A 24,958-nucleotide genomic window follows, 5' to 3' on the forward strand; every position below is an offset into this window, starting at 1 on the left:
TTGTTAGAACAAACAAAATCGGCGAACAGAATTCTTTGCTGATTTTGTTCGCCGATATGAGTATAAAGATGAGAGGGATTATTCCAAATAGGTGTAGCCATAGAGACCTGCACGATAGTTGGAGATAAACTCTTTGCCTTCTTCCGTAGTGATTTTTTCTTCGGCAACAGCCTTGCTCACCCAGCTCTCCAAGCGGCGAACGAGACGCTTGGGGTCGTATTGTACATACTCCAGCACATCGGCCACTGTTTCTCCATCAATGGTTTTATCAATGGTATAACCGTCATCATTAACACTGATATGGACGGCATTGGTGTCTCCGAAGAGATTGTGCATATTACCTAAAATCTCCTGATAAGCTCCCACAAGGAAAACGCCTATATAGTAGTGCTTACCATTACGGATTGCGTGGAGCGGCAGATAGGTCTTTTGATGACCATTGTTAACGTAAGTTCCCACTTTTCCGTCTGAGTCGCAGGTGATGTCCTGAAGGGTCGCGTTGCGCGAGGGACGCTCATCGAGTCGATCAATAGGCATAATAGGGAAGATTTGATCCAGCGCCCAACTGTCGGGCATCGACTGGAAGAGAGAGAAGTTGCAGAAGTATTTGTCTGCAATGCGCTTATCAATATCGCGAAGCTCATCTGGAACATGCTTTTGATGGTGGACGAGCTCTGTCACCTCATGAGTGATGCTCCAATAAATACTCTCAATCTGCGCTCTCGTCTTGAGATCTATCATACCCATACGGAAGAGGTCAAGGGCTTCTTCACGGATGTCCTCCGCATCGTGCCAATCTTCCAGCATTGAGCGGGGCGATAGCTTTTCCCAAATCTCATTTAAGTCCTTAACGAGCTGATGATCCGATTCAGAAATTTCAAAATCATCAGGCATCATCGTTGGATGTACGCTTTCGAGCACATCGAGAATGAGCACACTGTGATGCGCCGTCAAGCTGCGTCCGCCTTCTGTAATGAGGTTGGGATGAGGGATATTATTCTTATTGGCAGCATCCACAAAGGTGTAGACGCAGTCATTAACATATTCTTGAATAGAATAGTTCACCGAACTCTCTGAATTGGACGAGCGCGTACCATCATAGTCGACACCGAGACCGCCACCGCAATCCACAAACTGTATATCGAAGCCCAAATTGCGCAATTGAACGTAGAACTGAGAAGCCTCACGCAAAGCTGTAGAGATACGGCGTATCTTCGTAATCTGACTACCGATGTGGAAATGGATAAGTTTCAAGCAGTCGCGCATCTCCATTTTGTCGAGCAGTTCGAGCGCTTCGAGCAACTCGGCAGAAGAGAGGCCAAACTTAGAAGCATCGCCGCCGCTTTCTTCCCATTTACCCGCACCGCTGGAAGCCAACTTGATGCGGATACCTATATTGGGGCGAACACCCAGCTTCTGGGCTGTTTTGGCGATAATTTCCAATTCGGGCAACTTCTCAATAACGAGAAAGATACGCTTCCCCATCTTTTGAGCCAGCAGAGCCAACTCGATATAGTTTTGATCCTTATGGCCGTTGCAAATAATGAGGCTGTCGGAGTCCATATTAGTAGCAACGACGGCGTGAAGTTCTGGCTTTGAACCTGCCTCCAATCCGAGGTTATACTTCTTACCGTGGCTGATGATTTCCTCCACGACGGGGCGCATCTGATTCACCTTAATGGGGAAAATGATAAAGTGTTCGGCTTGGAAGTCGTACTCCTTTGCGGCGATATTGAAACATTCGGACGTTTTCTCAATACGATTGTCCAAAATATCAGGAAAACGCAACAAGACAGGAGCTGTAATATCGCGCTCATTCAGATCGTCGACCACTTCCTTTAAGTCGATTTTCACGCCGTTCTTACGTGGTGAAACGTAGGCGTGACCTTTATCGTTGATTCCGAAGTAACTCACTCCCCAGCCTTTGATGCCGTAGAGTTCTTCCGAGTCTTCAATTCTCCATTTCTTCATTCTTTCGGTAGAGTATAGTATGTTTTGTTCTTATTTGATTTCTGTTTCTATGAGTTCCACTAAGCGATTGATCTTTTCGGCTGAGTCGAGCACATCGACATCAACCACGTGGCGAGCGCGGAGGTAGAAATCCTCGCGCATCTTTAGCTGATCTGTCACAAACGCTTGCAGCTCCTCGGGCGTCATTCCTTCCAACAAGGGGCGCTTCCCTTTGCTTATTTTTAGGTGGGAGAGAATGGTTTCGGGAGAGGCTTTGAGATAGATCACCTCTGCTGCCTGGTTCATGTAGTCGATGTTATCGAAGAAGCAGGGCGTGCCGCCTCCACAACTCACTACGACGTTCTCAAATTCGGCCACTTCGTGGAGCATATTGCGCTCTTTCTTACGAAACGCTTCCTCACCTTCTTCTGCAAAAATTTGAGGAACACGTTTGCGGAAGCGTTCTTCGATGTACCAATCAAGGTCGTAGAACATCTGCCCACGGCGCTTAGCCAATTCTTTGCCTATTGTGGTCTTCCCGACACACATATAGCCAATGAGGATAATGGCTTTCATCGACGCGTGCGGCGAGAGGTGGTTTTTGCAGGCTTGCTGCTTTCGGCTTCGATGATTTTCTTACAATCTTCCAGCGTGAGTTTAGCAGCCGTTTCGTGCTGCGCCTTGGGGATTTTATAGTTCTTACCCTCAAACTTGATAAAAGGACCGAACCGCCCGTTCAACACCTCGATACCTTCGGCTTCAAACGTCAGAATATGGCGTTTTGCCTCGTCCTCGCGCTTCTCTTGTATGATTTCGATGGCGCGCTCCAAGGTAACATCGAGAGGATCTTCTCCTTTGGGGATGGAAGAGAATTTTTTGTTGTGAAGCACATAAGGTCCGAAACGACCCGTATTGACAACAACGGGACTATCTTCAAACTCGCCCAAAGTGCGCGGGAGCTTAAAGAGATCCAGTGCTTCTTCGAGCGTAATCGTCTCTATGCTTTGATCGGCATGGAGAGAAGCAAAGAGCGGTTTCTCGCTTTCGTCCGCCGTACCTAACTGAACCATCGGGCCGAAACGACCAATTTTCACGCTGATAGTTTTTCCCGTTTTGGGATCAATGCCGAGTTCGCGTTCACCCACTTTATGCTCGGTTTTCTCATTGAGAATCTTCTCCACTTGCGGTTCGAAGCTTGCGTAGAAGTTGCGCATCAGTTCGTGCCAGTTCTCCTTTCCTTCAGCCACATTGTCGAAATCTTTTTCCACTTTGGCTGTAAAGTTATAATCCATAATTTCGGGGAAGAACTGTGTAAGAAAATCGTTCACAACGAGACCTATATCCGTTGGGAATAGCTTCTTCTTCTCAGAGCCGAACGTTTCTTGCGGATTCGATTCGCTGATGCGATTATCTTTCAGCTTGAGCACGTTGACTTTGCGCTTATTGCCCGTCTTATCGCCTTTGGCAACATATTCGCGCTGCTGTATGGTGGAAATAGTCGGAGCATAGGTAGAAGGGCGTCCGATACCAAGTTCTTCGAGCTTGTGTACGAGCGATGCTTCATTGTAGCGAAGCGGGGCAGAAGTGAAACGCTCTTGCGCAACAATTTCTTGGCGTTTCAGCACATCGCCCTCACTCATTTTCGGAAGCAGATGTTCTTCGTCTTCATTGTTATCTTCATCGTGGCTCTCACGATAAACGCGGAGGAAACCATCAAACTTCACCACCTCGCCCGTCGAAACAAAATTCTCGCCCGCCTGGGTGCTGATACTGATTTCAACCGTTGTTTTCTCCAGTTCGGCATCGGCCATTTGGCAAGCAATAGTACGCTTCCAAATGAGACTATAGAGACGTTTCTCTTGTGCTGTACCCGTAATCTCCTCGTTGTCCATGTGTGTAGGACGAATGGCCTCATGGGCTTCCTGCGCTCCCTTAGCACTGGTATGGTAAGTGCGGCGTTTGTGGTATTCTTTACCCGCCATCGCCTCAATCACTGGACCGCAAGTGTTCAAACACAAGTCGCTCAGATTCATAGAGTCGGTACGCATATAGGTGATAAGACCGCGTTCATAAAGGCCTTGTGCCACGCGCATCGTTTGCGCAACGGGGAATCCAAGTTTGCGCGCTGCGTCCTGTTGCAGCGTTGAAGTGGTGAAAGGTGGAGCCGGTGTGCGCTTTGTGGGACGAGTTGTGATGCTGTCAATGCGGAATTCGGCAGATTTGCAGCTCTCCAAGAAAGCATGTGCTTCTTCTTTTGTATTGAAATGACTGCGAAGCGTCGCTTTTAAGCTCGCTCCATCAGGCAGTTCAAACAAAGCACTAACAGCATAACTGGCGTGCGTCTCAAAATTTTGTATCTCACGCTCACGCTCTACAATCAGGCGAACAGCAACACTCTGCACACGACCAGCAGAAAGACTCGGACGTACTTTTCGCCAAAGAACAGGAGAAAGTTTGAAACCCACCAAGCGGTCGAGCACGCGGCGCGCCTGCTGAGCATCAACAAGGTTGAGATCAACATTACGCGGATGTTCGAGAGCGTTGAGTATGGCAGATTTCGTGATTTCGTGGAACACAATACGGTTGGCTTTCTTCGGATCAAGTTCCAGAATCTCTGCCAAATGCCAACTGATGGCCTCTCCCTCGCGGTCCTCATCGGATGCAAGCCAGATGGTTTCGGCCTTTTTGGCTTGAGCGCGAAGCTCTTTAACGATGTTTTTCTTATCAGCAGGGATTTCGTATTGTGGCTCGAAACTTTTTAAGTCAACTCCGAAATTTTTCTTCTTCAAATCGCGAATGTGTCCAAAGCTGGACATCACCTTAAAGTCCTTTCCGAGAAAGCGTTCTATTGTTTTTGCTTTTGCAGGGGACTCAACGATAACTAAGTTTTTGGGGTCTGACATGTTGCGCTATTTATTTTTTTTCGGGCGCAAAATTAGTGCTATTTTTCTGAACCACACCTTAAATATAGGAAAAAGTAGAAGAACACCCCGACTCTCAACAAGTTCCAGGCCTGCAGAAGTGAAAAGCCAGAAGCACACTTTTCGGTAACAAATTATTACAAAAACAAAACTCATAAAAAAGAAAGCATCAACCCTATACCTTTCCAACTATAGAAATCGTTTTCTTTAACCACTTCGAAACAAAAGACTGAAAGATAATACTAAAAAAAACTGCTGGAAACGGTGTTGCACTTCAAGCATTGAAGGAATATTCCTTCCTCTCTCCTACCAGAAAAATTCTGTTTTTTGTTGTCACGTTGTCACAGCGGAGCAAACACATTGGTAAACAAGAATTTAGATGTGTGACAACAAATTTTATGTTAGATTTTGTTGTCACACCGTTGTCACGCACGCAATACGGACATTTTCAAGCAGTTATGCCTCAATCGTGACAACGTGACGACGTGACAACAAAAAATAAGATACAGGGAAGAGAGTGTATCTTCTTTGTTTCAACTGCCTCATCGTGCGTTCTGCTACAATAAGGGTGTTGACTCACAGAATAAGGATGTCAGCTGATAGTCTTATTGTATTTGAGAACACAATAAGGCTATTGACGATGAAGCACATTTTATGCGTTTCCCCGCCAAAAAAAGTTTCAAAAAACTCCTGGTAGGAGTTGCACGCTAAGACAACAGGTAAGGCTAAGGCAAAGAAAAGGCTGCCGCACTCTATTGAGGAGTTGGCGGCAGCCTTTGTAAATAAAATATTCTACTACGGAATAATCCGCTAAAACTTAGAAGAGAACTTTCTTGCCATTCACGATGTAGAGACCCTTAGTGGGATTCAGAACGCGACGACCTTGGAGATCGTACACAACAGGCGCAGAGGAAGACACATTTGGCGTAGCTTGGATGCTGGTAGGCGTAGTCTTCTTTCCTGTAAGCAAGAAGCTCTTAATGTTCCATGTAGGAGCAGCCTGATCGGTACTGCTATATTTGAAACCTAACTGTACGGTCTTACCGTCGTACTCGGCCAAAGAAATGCCAAGCGGAGAGGCATCAATAAAGTTCCAATCAACAGTAGGATAAGTAATATCCGTCACTTGCTTCCAAGTGTCCGTTTCGTTTTCACGTACCCACAGTGTGATTTGGTCATTGGTTCCTCCGAAGAGTTTTGTGGAATGCTTGAAGAAGAGTTTTGCATTCTGGCAATACTTCAAGTCAATCACAGGAGAGAGCAGCCAGCTCTCAGCAGCATAGTTCTTGCTACCCAAATGAGCCGTACCTTTTGCGCCATAGTAGGACTGGTATCTCCACACCTTAGTGATACCTTCCGACAAACTTACATCTTGAATCGTGAATTTACCAAGATCTTTAGCGAAAGGTTCAGAATAGATTGTGTCCATATCAGCCATAAAACTGAACTTAATCTGGTTGCCCACTTTCGTGATACTGGTCACAGGTTTTGTTCCAAGTTTTGAACCATCGAAAAGCGGGAATGATTTGATGTCGTTCACACCATTTCCATAGAGGTTCGCTTGATTGGCACTGTAGTAGAGTTTCTCACCGTTAGCCGTCACCACCATCGCGCGTTTTTTGTGCTGATTATTGTTGGGCATATTCCAGTTCCAGTCGTGTGCGTTATAAGCAATGCGCGTAAGAAGCAAGCCGCTACCCTGATTAGCAGGATACCATGTTCCAGGCTGACGGTTCTCCAAAATGAAATACTCCTGATTACTGTTGCGAATCAGCACAGCCGGTTGTCCGTCCTCAGTGTCGTAAGAATCAAGAGTAACATCTTGCGGATCGGTCAGTTCTTTGATTTTGAGCCATCCCATCACGCTACGTTCATAAGCCGTGTAGCCTTCGGGAGCACGTCCGCCTCTGACATAAGCGCCACCGTCCATGATAGACCAAGCACCGAAAGCATCGTCATGGTCATAGCTGTGATTAGTAGGATAGAAGTCGGGCAAACCGAGTGCATGACCAAATTCGTGGCAGAACACACCCATACCCATTAGTGCATTGTTATGGTAAAGCTCATTACCCACGAAATAAGAGTTGACATGGAAGCCGCTCATATTCCTATTAATGTCGCATTCTTGCGGCCAAACATAGTCGGCACCATCTGCTCCTGATGTGGCCTCACCTGGGCCTGCATAAAGAACACTAACGAGAGGAATAGCGCCTTTCACTACAAATTTGGAAAAATCTACACCTTGAGCTTTAGCAGCGGCTACTGCATCTTCCACTAATTGTGTTACGTTGCTATCGCCACCTTGTGGACTGTTGCCGCCATAGTATTTGTAGCCTTGAGGAACTGTCACAATAGCTACTACTTCAAATGTCGGATCGAACATTCCATTGCTCTGACTGAGGAAGTAGTCGCGAGCCGAACCCACACACTGTGGTTCGTCTTTATATCCCTTTTCATTGAAGTAGCGACTCATCTTTTCAATGGTGGTCGTTGGCTGAAACTTTAAGTCGGGATATTGTGCCATGATGACGGGAATCTTGTATTTTCCAATACTGTTAACACCGCCCGTGCCGCTCTTCCCAAATTTGCCAAGACCATCGCTGGTGGACACACCAAGCATCTTGGTTGAAATTCGATGGGGATGCTGTGTCGCAGTAGCTGTTGCAGCTGCAGCTTCAGCAAGCGTTAGCGGGTGAGCCTTGATAAACTGCTTTTCAGCTTCCGTTCGAGCAGCCTCTTCATGAGCAATCATAGAGGAAGCTACGAGTTTTCCATCCAAAAGGACTGCATAACAAAGATCGCCAGACGCATTGGGCACAAGCACCAAATTGTCAAGCGAAGTGGAGAAAGCATAACGACCGTCGCCGTGTTTGTAAGCCATCAAGCTGGTACCATCGCTTTGCGCGTGAGGAAACGCCATATGGAGCGGACGGATAGCTTGAGAAGAGATTGTCAGCATAGTTGCCAACAGTAAGAGTAATAACTTCTTCATAAATAATTCATAAAATATTTTCGCAAGATTAAAGTAGGACTTTATAAAAGTCCAAATGCAAAGGTAGTACTTTTCCAAAGTAAGACAAGAGAATACGTCTTTAAGTGAGGAAAACAAACTTTTATTGCAAAAACAAAACATACTGATATAGACACCAATATAGAAACAAAATCGTACCTTCGCCAATAAAAGAGAATATGCAAGTAAAGATAGCCCCCTCTTGGAGTGAAAAACTCCAAAACGAATTTGATGCGCCCTATTTTAGTCAGCTCACCCAGTTTGTCCGCAAAGAGTACGCAGCAGGTCCCTGCTACCCTCCTGGAAACCAGATATTCAACGCCTTCAACCTCTGCCCTTTCGACAAGGTGAAAGTAGTGATTCTCGGTCAAGACCCTTATCATGAAAAGGGACAGGCTGAAGGGCTGTGTTTCAGTGTGGCTGATGGTGTGCAGTGGCCGCCTTCGCTGCAAAATATCTTCAAGGAAATCGAAGGCGATCTGCACCGTCCTGCTCCCGCCACGGGAAGCTTGCGCCGCTGGGCCGAACAGGGCGTTTTGCTCCTCAATTCCACGCTAACGGTGCGTGCCCACCAAGCTGCCAGCCATGCAGGGCAAGGGTGGGAAACATTTACAGATGCCGTTGTGCGTCTACTTTCTGATGAGCGCGAGAACTTAGTATTCCTTTTGTGGGGCAGTTATGCGCAACACAAAGGGGCGATTGTCGACCGCCAACGCCATCTGGTTCTGACGAGTGCCCATCCTTCGCCTCTCTCGGCGTATCGTGGCTTCTTCGGCAACCATCATTTCTCGCTCTGCAACGACTATCTCATTCAGCACAATATAACCCCCATAAATTGGTAAAAATGCTTCACATCATCCAAGTAGGAAACGTTGTACTTTCTCCCGATATTATCACCGAATATTTCTGTTGCGATCTCGACGCTTGCAAAGGTATCTGCTGCGTAGAGGGCGACTCTGGTGCGCCGCTCACAGAAGAGGAAGTGGGCGAACTGGAAAATGTGTTGCCAGAGGTAGAAAACGAACTAACGGATAAGGCGCGCGAAGTGATTCAGAAACAAGGCGTGGCGTATGTTGATCAAGACGGTGACTTGGTCACTTCCATCGTCAACGGCAAAGATTGTGTTTTCACTTGCCACGAAAACGGCTGTTGTTTCTGTACGACGGATCGCGCATTTCGCCAAGGGCGCACTCAATGGAGCAAACCCATTTCCTGCTACCTCTATCCCATTCGAGAAAAGTATTTAGGTGCCAACACCGTAGGGCTTAACTACCATCGCTGGAACGTTTGCGAACCCGCACGCCGTAAAGGTCGGGAACTGGGGCTTCGTGTCTACGAATTCTTGAAAGAACCGCTCATTCGCCGCTTCGGCAAAGAATGGTACGAAGAATTGCTCCAAACCGTCACAGAACTGAAGAAACACCGCATGATATAATAACTCTACCCCACCTCTTTGAGTTAACTTTCAACACGCTGCAAACATACATTTACTTTCCAAAACCATAAGCCGACAGCCTTAGCACCAACGTTGCTCGCATAAGGATGTCAGCTGGCACAATAAGGCTATCAACTGACGCAATAAGGATGTCAGCCGATAGCCTTATTGTATTTTCCAGCACCTTTATTCCGCCTTAAAACAGCTGAAAGATAAAGAGTCAAAGGTACACACTTACACCTTTCCGCCATAAGCAAAACACACCATACCTCTTAAAAAAACAATTAACAGAAAAAGGCTTTGCGAGTATATAAAAGTCAGATTCAGCACAAGAACTAACAGACTTATTTATTTACATATATAGCTTCATTTTTAGTTCCTTTTTAAACAACAAAGCACCTCTTTTGTCTTTGGGCAGCAAAAACAAGTCTCTACCCCACTTGCAAATACCGCTTTACAACTGCTATCTACGCATTGATAAAAAAGCAGCAAATGTTTTGTTTTTCGCCTCTCATACGTTACATTTGCAAGATAATATATAGAATGCTTAAAATGGATGAATTAAGAGTCATTATCAGCGGTGGCGGCACGGGAGGACACATCTTTCCCGCAGTCTCTATTGCCAACGCCATCCGAGAAAAGCGCCCCGATGCCAAAATCCTTTTTGTTGGCGCAGAAGGACGAATGGAAATGCAACGTGTTCCAGCTGCTGGCTACGAAATAAAAGGATTACCCATTGCAGGTTTCGACCGCAAGCACCTTTTGAAAAACATCAGTGTACTACTGAAAATCATGAAAAGCCAGCGCATGGCGAAGCAAATCATCAAGGAATTTCAACCACAAGTGGCTGTAGGTGTGGGCGGATATGCCAGCGGCCCTACGCTCAATATGGCTGCCAAAGCGGGCATCCCCACCCTCTTGCAGGAACAAAACTCTTACGCAGGAGTGACTAACAAGCTTCTGGCGAAAAAAGCCCAAAAGATTTGCGTGGCTTACGATGGTATGGAACGTTTCTTCCCCGCCGACAAAATCATGTTTACAGGAAATCCTGTGCGCCAAAACTTGCTCGATAAGAGTATGTCTAAAGAAGACGCATTGCAGCAGTTTGGGTTAGAAGCTGGGAAGAAGACGATTCTGATTGTGGGCGGTTCGCTCGGTGCTCGCACAGTGAATGAGAGCATTCTGACAAACTTAAATCTCATTCGTCGCCAAACCGACATCCAGTTTATTTGGCAAACCGGAAAGTATTACAGCGAAAGCATTCACACGGAATTAGACAAAGCCGGCTGTCCAGACAACCTAAAAGTGATGGACTTTATTTCCGACATGAAATCAGCCTATGCCGCTGCCGATTTGGTTATCAGTCGCGCCGGTGCAGGAAGCATCTCAGAATTCTGCCTCTTGGGTAAACCTGTGATACTCGTACCTTCACCCAATGTTTCTGAAGACCACCAGACGAAAAATGCGCTGGCGCTCGTGCAGAAAGATGCGGCAATCTACGTCAAGGACGCTGAAGCTCAGCGCACACTGCTACCGCTGGCAATCAACACAGTGAGCGACAACGAACGCCTAAAGACATTGAGCCAAAACATTCTGCTTCTGGCGCGCCCCAATGCAGCCTCCGACATTGCCGACGAGGTCCTGAAATTAGCACAACAATAAGTTTCTCGCGGTACTCCCGCTCGAGAATCATCACATATCATCATGCAAGAAATCAAATCAGTATATTTCGTCGGTGCAGGCGGCATCGGAATGAGCGCCTTGGAGCGCTATTTCCTTCACAATGGGATTTTCGTTGGCGGCTACGACCGAACGCCCGCCGAACTTACGGAACGACTCCGCGAGGAGGGCGCACAAATCCACTACGAGGAAAACATCGACCTCATCCCTACCGAATGCCGCGACCCGCAAACAACGCTGGTGGTTTACACACCTGCCATTCCTGCCGAACACAAAGAACTCGTGTGGTTTCGCGAGAATGGATTTGAAATTCAAAAGCGCGCTCAAGTGCTTGGCACTCTGACGAAGCAGATGAAAGGGCTCTGTGTGGCCGGAACACATGGAAAGACTTCGACAACAGCCATGACAGCTCACCTGCTCCATGAGAGCCATGTGGGATGTAACGCATTTCTCGGTGGTATCACAAAGAACTACGGCACCAACTACTTAATCAACCCGAAGAGCCCCTTTGTGGTGATTGAAGCAGATGAGTTCGACCGTTCTTTCCACCATTTGCGCCCCTTTGCGAGTGTGATCACATCGACAGATGCAGACCACCTCGACATCTACGGAACAGAGGAAGCCTATCTCGAAAGCTTCCGCCACTACACGGAGCTTATCCAGCCCGAAGGTGCACTCATCGTGCATACGGATTTGAAGATGAAAGCCAACCCGCAAGAGGGTGTGCGCGTCTTCAGCTATAGCCGAACTGAGGGAGACTTCCATGCCGAAAATTTGCGCATCGGTAACGGCCACATCGTTTTCGACTTTGTGTCGCCGTTTGAAAATATCAAAGACGTGGAATTGGGCGTTCCCGTCAGCATCAACATTGACAACGGCATTGCCGCCATGGCTCTGGCACAGATTGCAGGAGCTAAGGCGGAAGAAATACGCCGCGGAATGTTGACGTTCAGCGGAGTGGATCGCCGCTTCGACTTCAAGTTGAAGAACGACCGCATCGTATTCTTGAGCGATTATGCACACCACCCCGCAGAAATCAAACAAAGCATACTGAGCTTACGAGAAGTGTTTGGCGGACGAAAGTTGAGTGCGATATTCCAACCTCATTTGTTCACTCGTACGCGTGACTTCTACAAAGATTTTGCAGCAAGTCTGTCGTTGCTCGATGAGGTTGTGCTCACTGAGATTTATCCTGCTCGCGAACAACCTATTCCTGGTGTAACAAGTCAGCTCATCTTCGACAACCTTCGCCCAGATATGGAGAAGCACATGGTTTGCAAAGAAGAATTGCCCAACTACGTTCGCGAACATGACTTTGATGTCCTCGTGGTACTGGGTGCTGGCAATGTGGACAATTATGTTCCCGAACTCACAGAGATTCTGAAAAAGAAATACAACTGTTAAAAACAGCAACAGAAGAAGAGACGCGACAAACTCAAGTTCTCTGCTCGCCCGGCAACCTCTCCTAACAACAACTCAGACAATCCCTCTCTGAAACACAATGAAAACGGTATTCAAAATACTCTTCATATTGGCACTTGCCGCCTATCTGATCTTCGCTTTCGCCAAGTTCACCAGTCGTGGAAACCGCGCAAAATGTGAAGGCATCACTGTGGTCATCACCGACAGTGCTCATGCTGGTTTTATCACGGCTAGCGAGGCGGAAGGGATACTGCAAAAGGCTCGCATACATCCCGTTGGAGAACAGATGGACGAAATCCGCACTAAGAAAATTGAGGATGTACTGAAAAAAAATCCTTTCATCAAGGATGCTATCTGCTATAAAACTCCCGATCGCCATGTGAATCTTATCATCAATCAGCGTCTGCCGCTACTCCGCATCATGGCAAAAAACGGAGAGGACTACTACATCGATGAATACGGCTACTCAATGACTCCAATGGGCTATGTGGCCGATTTAGCCGTAGCAACAGGAAATATCGACAAAAACTTCGCAAAGAAGAACCTCGTAAAGCTGGGAAAATTTCTGCGCGACAATATTTTTTGGAACAACCAAGTGGAACAAATCAACGTTACGGAAGATCACAGCGTTGAACTGGTACCCCGTGTGGGAAATCAGATGATAAATTTGGGAAATTGTGATAGTTTGGAAATCAAGTTTCGCAATCTCAAAGCTTTCTATGAGAATGTTATGCCGCAAGTAGGTTGGAATAAATACACCCGATTAAACCTCGAACACACCAATCAAGTCATTGGAACAAAGCGAGAAAACAATAAATAAAGCCTTTCCGCTTTAGCCTCAACAGAAAACAATAAAACATAAGAATATGCCAACAGACAACAACTTCATCGTAGCGATAGAGCTAGGTTCTTCAAAAGTGACCGGCATCGCAGGCAAGAAGCAACCCGACGGAGGTATTCAAATCCTGGCCGTGGCGCAGGAACCGTCGGCAGCATTCATCCGCAAAGGTCGCATCAACAACGTCATGAAAATGAAGACCTGCATCGCCAACATCAAAAAGAAACTTGAAGAAACGCTGAAGAAATCTATCAATCAGACGTATGTCGGCGTGGGTGGTATGGGTATGCACACCGTTCCCAACAAGATCACAAAGAATTTCTCAGATAAGACGATGATTACAGAAGATATCATCGACTCTATCCACGACGAAAATCTCCAGATGCAGTCTTCAGAACGCGACATCTTGGAAGCCGTTACGCAAGAATATAAGTTGGGTGCACAAACAACTCTAGAACCTGTTGGCATCCAAGCTGAAAGTATCGAAGGCCACTTCCTCAACGTTGTGACGAAGAAGGAAGTGTGTGATAACATTAAGACGTGCTTCCATGAAGCAGGACTCGATGTTGTCGACATCCCCATCACTTTCTTGGCGTTGGGCGAAAATATGCTGACAGAGCAACAACGCCTCTCAGGATGTGCGTTCGTCGATATGGGTTCAGAAACCACGTCCGTTGCTGTTTATAAGAACGGTATTCTGCGCCATTTGGCGGTCATTCCGCTGGGTGGAGAAAATATCACCCGCGATATTGCTTCTCTTCAAATCGAACTCTCCGAGGCTGAGCAGCTGAAGTTCAACTATGGTTCTGCCCTCACCCCCGAAAACGAAGAAACATACACGCCTATCAAGCTCCAGCGCGGCGACACTGTTAGCTATGAAGAGTTTGCAGGCTTGATAGAGGCGCGTCAAGAAGAAATTATCGAAAACGTAGCTGAACAAATCAAACTCTCCAAACTCGATAAGACGCAACTCATTGGTGGTATCATCGTGACCGGTGGAGCTTCCAACATGAAGAATATCGACAAAGCATTTGCGAAATACACAGGCTTCGACAATGTCACCTTTGTGAAGAGCATCAACATTCCGCTCCGCTTGTCGGAGGCACTAAGGAACTTCAACAAAGATGGAGCAGCAAACAGCGCCATTGCCTTGATTGAGAAAGGCGACGAGAACTGCTGCGGTGGAGAGATTGGAGAAGGTCAGAAAGAACTCTTCCCGACTAAAGAAAAGATGGAGCGCCTAAAAGCACAGGAGGAAGCACGCAAACTCGATGAGGCAAAGAAAAAAGCTGAAGAGGAAGCGCTCCAAGAACAGCTCAAACTCCAAGAAGAGGAAGAAGCACGCCTGGAAGCAGAGCGTCAGGCTGAAGCCGAACGAGCTGCAAAGCGCGAGAAACGCAAAGCAATCTTCAATCGCGTCAAACGTTGGATGGACAATCTTGTCAGTGATAAAGAAAACTAATGTTACTCCCTAAAACCAGACTACAATGACTGAAGATATTCAACACAAGGAAAATAATCTGATTGATATGGGACTGCCCAGCACCTCTCCTGCGATAATAAAAGTTATCGGTGTCGGAGGCGGTGGCGGCAACGCAGTGAACCACATGTACCGTGAAGGCATTCACGACGTAAACTTTGTGCTCTGCAACACTGACAGTAAGGCGCTCTGCGACTCTCCCGTCCCCATGCGCTTGCAGTTGGGTAAGGAAGGGCTCGGAGCGGGCAACCGCCCAGAGCGTGCTCGTGCAGCAGCCGAAGAGAGCGTGGAAGACATACGCCGAATGCTCGACGATGGCACCAAGATGGTGTTCATCACCGCTGGCATGGGTGGCGGCACAGGTACGGGCGCTGCGCCTGTCATTGCTCGCGAGGCAAAGGACATGGGAATACTCACGGTGGGCATCGTCACTATTCCGTTCCGCTTTGAAGGTAACAAGAAAATCGATCAAGCCCTCGACGGCGTTGATGAGATCAGTAAGCACGTGGACGCCTTGCTCGTAATCAACAACGAACGCCTCCGCGAAATCTATCCCGACCTCAACGTACTGAGCGCCTTTGAGCGCGCCGACAACACCCTGTCGGTAGCAGCCCGCTCGATTGCCGAAATCATCACCATGCACGGCATCATCAATCTCGACTTCCGAGATGTCTGCACCGTGCTCAAAGATGGCGGTGTTGCTATTATGTCTACAGGCTTCGGCGAAGGAGAAAACCGTGTAACGAAAGCTATCGAGAACGCGCTCAACTCTCCGCTGCTCAACAACACCGATATTTTCCACTCAAAGAAAGTGCTCTTGTCCATTTCCTTCTGCGCCGAAAAGGAAGGCGACACGCTCATGATGGAAGAGATGAACGAGGTACACGAGTTTATGTCGAAGTTCCACGACGATGTAGAAACGAAGTGGGGACTTTCCACTAACGAAGCACTCGGCAAGCAAGTCAAGATCACCATCTTGGCTACAGGCTTCGGTATGCGCGATATTCCAGGTATGCAGGAGAAGATGGATGCCGAAGAAGAACAGCGTCGTATCAACGAAGCCGAAAAGGCAGAGGAATACGAAGACCGTCGCAACAAGTACTACGGTACGGACGAGAAGAAATCAGGGCAACGCCGCAAACCACGCATCTATCTCTTTAACCTCGAAGACCTCGACAACGAAGAAATCATATCAATGGTCGAACTCACGCCCACGTTCAAACGCTCCAAGGAAACGCTCAAGGAAATCAACACCAAGGCTTTGGGAGTAATGGCTATTGAGCCCGAATCGGCTAATTTAGATCCAGGCGCATCTATTAGTTTCGTATAAAACATCTCGACAAACAAGAACAATCCTCATAGGGAGAAGCCTCGTCTTCTCTCTTTCTGATATTTAGCGCCGGGCTTCATGCCCGGCCCTTTCCTACTGCCCCACTCATTCATAAACATCCATACATGTCCGATACAGCAAACAATAACATAGAAAAACTGCAAAACAATGAGTCCTTCCTCGGAGAGTTAACGCTCGAACAGCCGCAGGACGGACTCATCATAAACCTGAAAAACGCCAACGACCCTTCTATCATCAAGGTCATTGGCGTAGGTGGAGGTGGAGGCAATGCCGTTGCCAATATGTACCGCGAAGGAATCCATGATGTCAACTTCCTTGTTTGCAACACTGATCGTAAAGCGTTGGACTCTTCGCCTGTCCCCGAACGCCTCCAATTAGGCCCTGGACTCGGTGCGGGCGGAAAACCTGAAAAAGGGCGCGAACTGGCAGAAGCAAGCCTTGAAGCCATCAACAAAGCCTTGGACAAGAATACCCACATGGTATTTATCACCGCGGGCATGGGCGGCGGAACAGGCACAGGAGCTTCGCCCATCATTGCGCGTGAGGCTCGAGCACGCGGCATCCTCACTGTCGGCATCGTCACCATTCCTTTCCTCTTCGAGATGCAGCGCCAAATCGATAAAGCCTTAGACGGTGTCGATGCGCTGGCTAATGAAGTCGATGCACTGTTAGTAGTCAATAATGAGCGGCTCAAAGATATCTATTCCGACCTCTCTGTTATCAATGGGTTTAAGAAGGCCGACGAAACCCTCTCTACGGCCGTCCGCTCCATTGTTGAGATGATATCCATGCACGGCATTGAGAACATCGACTTTAGAGATGTCGAGATGGTTCTGCGCGATGGCGGAGTGGCTATTATGTCTAATGGATACGGCCGCGGCCAAAACCGACTGACCAAAGCCATTGATGAAGCGCTCCATTCCCCCTTGCTCAACAACAACGACATCTTCAAAGCCACGCGCTTCTTGATGTGTATCAGTTTCAACCCTGACGAAACTAAGGGGCTGCAGATGGAAGAGCTCAACGAAGTAACGGAATTTATGAACAAATTCCGTCCGGATGTGGAAACAAAATGGGGACTTGAAACCAATCCCGAACTCGACGACAAAGTAAAAGTCACCATAGTTGCTTCCGGCTTTGGCTTCGACAACAACCAACCAGAAATTATCGAAAACGGCGTACTCACCGAAATTGAGGAACGCAGAAAAGAACGCCGTGAACGCATCTACGGCACGACCAAAGGGCAGAAGAAACAAATCATACCACACAACTATATATTCTCAACCGACGACCTCGACAACGAAGACCTGGTGATGGAACTTGATGCCATACCCGCCTATAAGCGCACACGCGAACAGCTCAAGCAGATTGAGAGTCATGTCATCCCCGAAACGGCCACCACCATCGATCTCAGTGAGCCCTACCGCCCTGAACATACCATTGACTTCACAGATCTATAAACACTACAATACTTATATATTATGTTATTCGACCAAATAAGCAAAGACATCATGACAGCCATGAAGTCGCGCGACAAAGTACGCACCGAGGCACTGCGCATGATCAAAAAGAACTTCATCGAAGCTAAAACTGCTCCGGGCTCTAATGGAGAACTCACCGATGAGCAGGCAATCAAGATTATCGCCAAAATGGCAAAATCTGGTCACGACCAAGCCAAATTCTTCACGGATAATAACCGCCCCGACTTGGCTGAAGCGGAGGAACAGCAGGCTAAAATCTATGATGAATACCTGCCGCAGCAACTCTCGCCCGAAGAACTGGAAAAAGAAGTGCGTGCTATCATCGCCGAAGTAGGTGCTACCAGCATGAAAGAAATGGGCAAAGTGATGGGTACAGCCACTAAACGCCTCGCTGGAAAAGCCGACGGCGGCGCCATCTCAGCCCTCGTACGCCAACTGCTGGGATAAATCCCTATAAAGGAATGAACCATGCTTGTGATTTTTAATAAATAACTAACATATAGTTAGTCGAACCTTAAATAGTAGTTTAATCTCTGTAATTCAGTAAAATACCTCTCTAAATCCTTTGCCAAATCTGCAAGTTTTGTTATCTTTCGGGAACAAAACTTGCAGATTTTATGATTACAAAGCCTCATAGCACCCCATCATTCTTCAGCAGTCTATCCGACATGCTGAACCAATCGCACCCCCTCTACAAACTAGCCGATAAGATAGATTGGGCAAAATTTGACACAGCCTTCGCTCCTCTGTATTCTCAGAATAATGGTCGCCCTGCTAAACCCATTCGTCTGATGTGTGGCTTGTTGATTCTCAAACACCTTCGTAATCTCTCAGATGAATCCGTTGTGGAGCAATGGAGTGAAAATGCTTATTACCAATACTTTTGTGGTATGCAAGAGTTCATTCCAAATGCACCCTGTGCTTCTTCTGAATTGGTACACTTTCGCAATCGCATTGGAGAAAAGGGTGTAGAACTCATTTTCCAAGAAAGCATTCGGGTCAATAACGAAGAAGATGATGGGCATCATCATGACACGGCTTTTATTGATTCGACCGTTCAAGAGAAGAATATCACTTACCCTACAGATGCCAAGTTGCATAAAAAGATTGTCCATAAGGTTCTGTACATCGTCCACAAATTAGAGTTACCACTTCGCCAAAGCTATACTTTTGTTCTCAAGCGCATTTATCGAGACCTGCGTTTCCGCAATCATCCCAAGAATCGCCAAAAAGCAGTTAGAGCAGATAGGAAATTGCGCACCATAGCAGGGCGATTAGTCCGAGAGCTCAAGCGCAATCTAGGAGTGCATTCTCTTTACACTGAGCTGATTGAGAGATTTGAGGCGATTCTAGCCCAACGGCGTCATAGTGGGAAAAAGATTTATTCTATTCACGAGCCAGAGGTGCAATGCATCAGCAAGGGTAAAGAACATAAGAAGTACGAATTTGGCAACAAGGTATCCATCATCCGCTCGGCTACGGGGATTATTCTTGGCGCACAATCTCTTCGTAATGAGTATGATGGACATACGATAGAAGCCTCGTTAGCACAAGTTGAACGCCTGACACAGAGAAAGATCAAAATACTGGCAGGCGACAGGGGTTATCGGGGGAAGAAAGAGGTTAATGGCACTCAGATTTTAATACCAGATGTTCCCAAACCCTCAGACAGCAGGTATCAGAAGCGGAAGAAACACAAACTATTCTGCAAGCGAGCAGGCATAGAACCCACCATCGGACACATGAAATCAGATCATCGCTTAGGTCGCAACTTTTACAAGGGATTAGCAGGGGATGCTGTGAACATACTATTGGCAGCCGCTGCTTACAACGTCAAAAGAGCCATGAGAGCTCTTTTGAACCTGCTCAAAAGAATAAGCGAAATGCTAAGCGAGAGGGCATCCATGAATGACTTCTCACTTAGCAACGCTTTTTAAGCGATGACTAAATACGAATAATTTTAAAAGAAAGTGTTAATTATGAATATACTTGAAACTAACCATCTCACTTTTAACTACAGAAATCATTCTGTATTAGAAGACATTAACTTGAAGATTCCAGAAGGTTCCATTTATGGATACTTAGGCAAGAATGGAGAGGGTAAATCAACAACGATAAAGATTCTTTTAGGATTGGAGCAAACTAAAATAAATACGGTATTTTTCAATAAAAAAGAATTTCATTCCAACAGATTGCATATCCTTCAAAATATAGGATGCTTGATTGAACATCCATTCTTCTATGCAGATTTGAGTGCCTATGAGAATCTAAACTATTTGGATATACTATATCATTGTGGACAAAAACGCATTCAAGAGGTTCTAGAGCTTGTGAATTTGACTAAAGATAAAGACAAAAAAGTTAGAAAATATTCTACAGGAATGAAACAACGCTTGGGAATTGCGATGGCAATGTTTCATAATCCTAAATTACTCATTCTTGACGAACCACTCAATGGACTAGATCCTCAAGGTGTTTTTGAAATGAGAGAGCTAATGCTCAAACTTAAAAGTAAAGGAAAAACTATTTTCATTTCAGGACATATCTTAGCTGAAATGGAGAAAATATGCACACACATCGGAATATTAAATAATAAAAGATTATTGTTTCAAGGAGAAATTAATAGTCTACTCAATCAGAAAAAGCAATCTTATTTAATACATACGGACCAACCGGAACGATGCATGAAGATATGTAAAGAACACTTGATTCCCACAAAAAGGATCTCTGATGGAACGCTTATTATAGAAATAGAGCAAGATGGTTCCTTTGACAGTTTTAAAAAATTAATGCAACAAAACCACATTCAAATTTTATTTGCAGATACATACCAAGAAAATTTGGAGTCTGTATTCCTTCATCTAATAAAAACCGACTTATGAAACCTATATCGTTCTTTACTATTCTTAAAAGTGAACACTATAAATTAAGATTTAATATTGCCATTTGGCTCTTCTTGTTATTTCCTTTGTTCATGACTTTATGCATTGATATATATGTTTTGTTTAAACATGCTGATGCTGTCAATAATCCAACAATAACTTTTGATTATAATCCTTGGGTATGGGTATTGGGTAGATACATCTTCGACTTCTATGCTCTGCTTTATCCAATTCTTGCAGCCATTTTGAGTTATTCTTTATGCGATGTAGAATATAAGAATTATGGATTTAGACTTCTTTTTACAAGACCAATTAGCAAGCTGACAATTTATTCGAGCAAAATGGTCTTCCTTTTAGAGATTAACTTTATTTCTTTCCTCATAGGTTATCTTGCTTTCCTTCTGTCTGGTTTTGCTCTGGATAAGTTATTACCTGGATATGAATTTTCCAGTTATAATGTTAATAACCTAACAGCTTTTTATTTCTCATATTTGTTTATAGCACTTTCTGCTGTTTCAATTATGCAATATTATCTTAGTTTGATCTTTAAGAGTTTTGTCTTACCTATCGGGTTTGCTGGTTTCATGACGATCTTTGGGGTTATTGCTCAAAATAAAGATTATATCTATCTTATACCCTATGGTACAGTGTGGAGATTAAACTATAGTTTTTATAGTGGAATAATAGACTTTTCGAAAGGCGAATACTTAAACATATCCTGTGTGCTATTCTTTATCATTATTTCATTTTTTGTGTTTATAAGGAAAAAATAGTTAGCAACACCTACTTTGTAAAAGGCACCAAAGGTATGATCTAAAGTATTTCACATCAAAGTACAATTAACCCGAAGAAGATAGAGATAATTGTCAATATATAGAAATCGATAAATAAATCACCTTATCGATACGGAACGAGAAATTCGCCACATCGATTCGAGTATTGTAAAATTGCTAAAATAAAGAAGTATGAGAATAATAATGTCAATAGTCTTGGCGTTTATCGCCATGTTAGCCCCCGCACAGGAGGTGAAGATGAAGCCGCTCGCCCCCATTGAAGTTGAGGTAAGTTACGAGCTGGATCAATTATGCGATTATTCCCAACAAGTAGGTGAAAGTGATTGGCGTGAGAAATCAACATTGCTACTTGAGATCGGAAAAGGAATGGTACATAGCTATGTTGTAGAGGAACATCATAAGCTGATAGACCAATTCGTCATGCAACGCAGCAAAAACAGATGGAGAGTCACTCTTTTTAATGTTCATGCTTTGGTGGGCGAAACGTTTATGGCATATCCAAAAGTGGGAGAGTTGACTCAGGTCGTCAATTTAGATGCCGCAGGCGTGTTTCAATATGTTGAGGACATTCCGGACTTCAAGTGGAAAATACTCTCCAAGTCTAAAGTCATTATGGGCTACAACTGTCAATGTGCCACAACCACGTTTAGAGGACGTGACTATGAGGCTTGGTTTACAGCTGATATCCCACTGAGCTGTGGCCCATGGAAGTTCCATGGGTTGCCTGGACTCATTCTTGAAGTGGCAGACGTTAAGAACGAGTTCCACTTCACAGTCAATGGTATTAGTCAGATAAAGGGGGAAAAAAATATCGAGATGTTCGATGAAAAGATACGTAGCATCAAACGTAGTCGTGCTCTCAAAATGGAAACCTTATTGCATAAAAACCATGGTGCTTACGCAGCCGACTATGGCATTAACTATCGTCTGGGCGATGGCATGGAAAATGAAGAACAACCCTATTATCCTATAGAATTGGAATGATGAGAAAAGTCATCTTTATTTTGCTCTATTTTACACTTGCTACTGCCTCGTGGGCTGCCCTATCAGACTCCATTCGCGTTACAGGTCGTGTGTCTTATGCAAACGGCGATGCTGCCTATGCCATTGTAGCAGCACTCCACCCGACAGACTCTTCGCTGATAGCTTACTGCATAACAGATGACGAGGGAAACTACAACTTGCATTTCACCACTGAAGCTAACAATATCTTAGTTCGCCTTTCTGGTTTTAATGTAAAACGGAAGATACGGAAGGTAAAGGCCGTCAGCCAGTCCCTTGATTTTACTGCCGAAGAAACCAGCATTACATTGCGTGAGGCTAATGTAAAAGCCCAAAAGCTATGGGGAAGTCGTGATACGATTAACTATCTGGTCGCATCCTATATGACTAATTACGACCGCACTATAAGGGATGTGCTGAAGCAACTGCCTGGCATAACAATTGAGGGCGGAACAATAAAATATCAGGGAACTCCCATCAATAATTTTTATGTAGAAGACATGGACATGCTGCAAGGGCGCTATAATATTATTACTGATGCACTAAAAGCAGAGGATGTGGCCACGGTGCAAGTGCTCGAAAACCACGAGCACATCAAGTCTCTGCAAGATCAGATACGACCCGATGCGGCATCTATCAACCTCAAGCTGAAGACCAAGTCTAAGGGAATATGGACAAAGGCTGTTGCGCTTGGAGTAGGCTATGACAACGGAATGCTGTGGAACTGCGAAGGGAATGCTATGTATTTTGGCAAGCAACGACAACATATTATCTATTATGGCGCAGACAATACAGGAAAGGGAGCCGACCGCATGTTACAACACTATGGAAGTAGTAGATTAGGAACAATTACCCTGACAGATATTATCTACCCAGGTACATCGCCCGTAGGGTCCACTCTCTGGAACAACGAACATGCTTTTCATTCCAGCAATCTCAATCGCTTGAGTAAAACGGCACAACTCCACTACAGCCTCACCTATAATCACGACATACAGAAACAAGAATCTTATTCACAAACCACTTATCTGCTCCCTGGCAGTAATTTTCGTGTCGTTAGTGAAGACATTTCCTCCCATCTCACCACTAATAATTCTTTCGTACGACTATCATATGAGAACAATGCCCAAAGGAACTACCTCTCCAATACGCTTGACTTGTCTGGGCAATGGAGAGATGCCAACGGTGCCGTTGTGTCGAACACAAAGGAAATGCAACAACACGCCTTCAATCGCAATATTGGGGTATCCAACTATACTCGTTGGGTACACCGCACCGAAGGCGGTAACGGTGTTGAAATAACAAGCTACAACAGCGCACAAACCAATGCGCAATCGCTCACAGTTTGCGGAGGTCTTGATGCTCGCCAAGATATTGACCTCACAAGAGTAAGTACAGTCAACGAGTTCTCTCTGATAAAAGATCTTAGGAAACATCGCTGGAGTATAGTTCCCACTGCTGCCCTAAAACTCAATTATGTAGGTATGAAGCCTTTACTGCAAAGTGCTATTTCGCCCGACAATGGCGATATGCACTATTTGCGGGCAGGAGTCAATGCGAGCGCCACATTGAAGTATGTAAACAACGACTTCAGACTCTCTTTTCGCCTCCCACTCGCACTGACTCATACCCAAATAAAGGATGAGACCCACCGCACACGGTTATGTTTCACACCATTGTTTAACCTGCAGTGGAAAATCAATGACAGCTGGACAATCGCAAGCGGAGGCTCTTATGGCGTGCAACCAACTTCATGGCCACAGCTCATTTCGACCTATATCATGAGTAACTACCGCACCACAAGTCGCTACTTGCCCAGTATTTCAGACAGTCATATGGGTTCAGTAAGTTCTAAACTCAGTTTCAAGGACATTATGAATAGCCTCTTTGTTTACATACAAGGGAAAGCCTCTCGCTCATGGAGCGATGTAATATATGGGACAACCATTGATAATGATGCCCGCACCATTATGCAAGCTGAATATATGCCTCATCATGACGATAGTTACTCTACAACAGGAAATGTCAGCAAGGGATTCGATTGGAAAAAGGCACGCATAGATATTACCGCCAATTATTCCCACCATTATGGCAGTATTCTGCGCCAGGCCGTTAAAACAGATTATCACAGCAATAACTTTTCCTTTAACGTTAACACCTCTGCCGATATCCTCCAGAATTTCCGCATCAGTTACGATTGTAGCTATGCGTTCTCGCGGTCAGTGTCTGGTGATTATGCTCACAAAATCCGCACACTCGAACAAAGCCTGAATCTAAATCTGTCGCTCATTCGCAAAAGTCTGCTGATGAACATAACGGCACGCCATACGCACAATTCCGGTCTTCAGGAAAAAACGGATTATGCTTTTTTGAATTGTTCCCTCATATACCGAACAAAACGGAAGATCGAATTTATTTTAGAGGGCAACAATATATTTAATACACATACTTTTATATCTCGATCTGATACTCAATTAACCCAATATTTTGAGATATATCAACTGCGCCCCCGAAGCATCATGCTAACGGCACGCTTTAATCTTTAATCTAAAGATTATTAGAGGCAAGAAGGATCGCCTGTTAGTATCAAACTGCGGGCATACAGAGAGAATGAATTGATATGTAGATATGGTAGAACCATAGCAGAATAGATTCAAAAATGACCGACATCTTCCTTTATGCTACCATCTCACAGTTCTTCTGCCCACTTCG

18 protein-coding genes are annotated in these 24,958 nt (G+C 45.4%); 14 read left to right on the forward strand and 4 right to left on the reverse strand.

Going from position 1 to position 24,958, the window contains the following annotated elements; all coding sequences use genetic code 11:
• Positions 1–78 precede the first annotated feature (78 nt).
• The 4 genes from speA to FHS60_RS02120 all read right to left on the reverse strand — a co-directional run bounded on the left by speA (position 79) and on the right by FHS60_RS02120 (position 7,863).
• Positions 79–1,971 carry a biosynthetic arginine decarboxylase gene (gene speA, locus FHS60_RS02105; protein ID WP_183694389.1) on the reverse strand — a complete coding sequence of 631 codons (1,893 nt, stop codon included), beginning with the start codon at positions 1,969–1,971 and terminating at the stop codon, positions 79–81.
• A gap of 30 nt (positions 1,972–2,001) precedes the next feature.
• The gene (locus FHS60_RS02110; RefSeq protein WP_183694392.1) at positions 2,002–2,526 is read right to left on the reverse strand and encodes a shikimate kinase; all 525 of its coding nucleotides are present in this window, start codon (positions 2,524–2,526) and stop codon (positions 2,002–2,004) included.
• Positions 2,523–4,853, reverse strand: a complete 2,331-nt coding sequence (topA, locus tag FHS60_RS02115) for a type I DNA topoisomerase (RefSeq protein WP_183694395.1) — start codon at positions 4,851–4,853, stop codon at positions 2,523–2,525. The genes FHS60_RS02110 and topA overlap by 4 nt, the downstream gene beginning before the upstream one ends.
• An 835-nt stretch (positions 4,854–5,688) precedes the next feature.
• Entirely contained in the window at positions 5,689–7,863 is a 2,175-nt protein-coding gene (locus FHS60_RS02120) for a M6 family metalloprotease domain-containing protein (protein ID WP_183694398.1), read from the reverse strand.
• Between the two features lie 197 nt (positions 7,864–8,060).
• On the opposite strand from FHS60_RS02120, the gene ung reads away from it, so the two are divergent.
• From ung to FHS60_RS02190, 14 genes are all read left to right on the forward strand, one after another.
• Positions 8,061–8,723 (forward strand): uracil-DNA glycosylase, encoded by a 663-nt coding sequence (gene ung, locus FHS60_RS02125; RefSeq protein ID WP_183694401.1) that lies wholly within the window; start codon positions 8,061–8,063, stop codon positions 8,721–8,723.
• A gap of 2 nt (positions 8,724–8,725) precedes the next feature.
• On the forward strand, positions 8,726–9,316 hold the full coding sequence (locus FHS60_RS02130; RefSeq protein WP_183694404.1) for a DUF3109 family protein: 591 nt from the start codon (positions 8,726–8,728) through the stop codon (positions 9,314–9,316).
• A 552-nt stretch (positions 9,317–9,868) separates the two neighbouring features.
• Positions 9,869–10,978: an undecaprenyldiphospho-muramoylpentapeptide beta-N-acetylglucosaminyltransferase gene (gene murG / locus FHS60_RS02135; RefSeq protein WP_183694407.1), complete on the forward strand. Its 1,110-nt coding sequence runs from the start codon at positions 9,869–9,871 to the stop codon at positions 10,976–10,978.
• 42 nt (positions 10,979–11,020) lie between these two features.
• Positions 11,021–12,400: a UDP-N-acetylmuramate--L-alanine ligase gene (locus tag FHS60_RS02140; protein WP_221189624.1), complete on the forward strand. Its 1,380-nt coding sequence runs from the start codon at positions 11,021–11,023 to the stop codon at positions 12,398–12,400.
• Positions 12,401–12,497: 97 nt separating this feature from the next.
• Entirely contained in the window at positions 12,498–13,238 is a 741-nt protein-coding gene (locus tag FHS60_RS02145; RefSeq protein ID WP_009347721.1) for a cell division protein FtsQ/DivIB, read from the forward strand.
• Between the two features lie 46 nt (positions 13,239–13,284).
• Positions 13,285–14,718, forward strand: coding sequence for a cell division protein FtsA (gene ftsA / locus FHS60_RS02150; RefSeq protein ID WP_009347720.1), 1,434 nt, complete (start codon positions 13,285–13,287; stop codon positions 14,716–14,718).
• A gap of 25 nt (positions 14,719–14,743) precedes the next feature.
• On the forward strand, positions 14,744–16,066 hold the full coding sequence (ftsZ, locus tag FHS60_RS02155; RefSeq protein ID WP_009347719.1) for a cell division protein FtsZ: 1,323 nt from the start codon (positions 14,744–14,746) through the stop codon (positions 16,064–16,066).
• Between the two features lie 125 nt (positions 16,067–16,191).
• Entirely contained in the window at positions 16,192–17,547 is a 1,356-nt protein-coding gene (gene ftsZ / locus FHS60_RS02160; protein ID WP_183694410.1) for a cell division protein FtsZ, read from the forward strand.
• An 18-nt stretch (positions 17,548–17,565) separates the two neighbouring features.
• A complete protein-coding gene (locus tag FHS60_RS02165; RefSeq protein ID WP_183695095.1) occupies positions 17,566–18,015 on the forward strand; it encodes a GatB/YqeY domain-containing protein in 450 nt (149 codons plus the stop codon).
• Positions 18,016–18,185: 170 nt separating this feature from the next.
• Positions 18,186–19,505 carry an IS5 family transposase gene (locus FHS60_RS02170; RefSeq protein WP_183694412.1) on the forward strand — a complete coding sequence of 440 codons (1,320 nt, stop codon included), beginning with the start codon at positions 18,186–18,188 and terminating at the stop codon, positions 19,503–19,505.
• 42 nt (positions 19,506–19,547) lie between these two features.
• Complete coding sequence (locus FHS60_RS02175) at positions 19,548–20,450, forward strand: ABC transporter ATP-binding protein (RefSeq protein ID WP_013263868.1); 903 nt, start codon at positions 19,548–19,550, stop codon at positions 20,448–20,450.
• Positions 20,447–21,223, forward strand: coding sequence for an ABC transporter permease (locus FHS60_RS02180; RefSeq protein ID WP_009347713.1), 777 nt, complete (start codon positions 20,447–20,449; stop codon positions 21,221–21,223). The genes FHS60_RS02175 and FHS60_RS02180 overlap by 4 nt, the downstream gene beginning before the upstream one ends.
• Positions 21,224–21,415: 192 nt before the next feature.
• Positions 21,416–22,228, forward strand: coding sequence for a GLPGLI family protein (locus tag FHS60_RS02185; protein ID WP_183694415.1), 813 nt, complete (start codon positions 21,416–21,418; stop codon positions 22,226–22,228).
• Positions 22,228–24,792, forward strand: coding sequence for a hypothetical protein (locus FHS60_RS02190; RefSeq protein ID WP_244957402.1), 2,565 nt, complete (start codon positions 22,228–22,230; stop codon positions 24,790–24,792). The genes FHS60_RS02185 and FHS60_RS02190 overlap by 1 nt, the downstream gene beginning before the upstream one ends.
• Positions 24,793–24,958 lie beyond the last annotated feature (166 nt).

This window comes from Alloprevotella rava (assembly GCF_014195585.1).
GTDB lineage: Bacteria > Bacteroidota > Bacteroidia > Bacteroidales > Bacteroidaceae > Alloprevotella > Alloprevotella rava.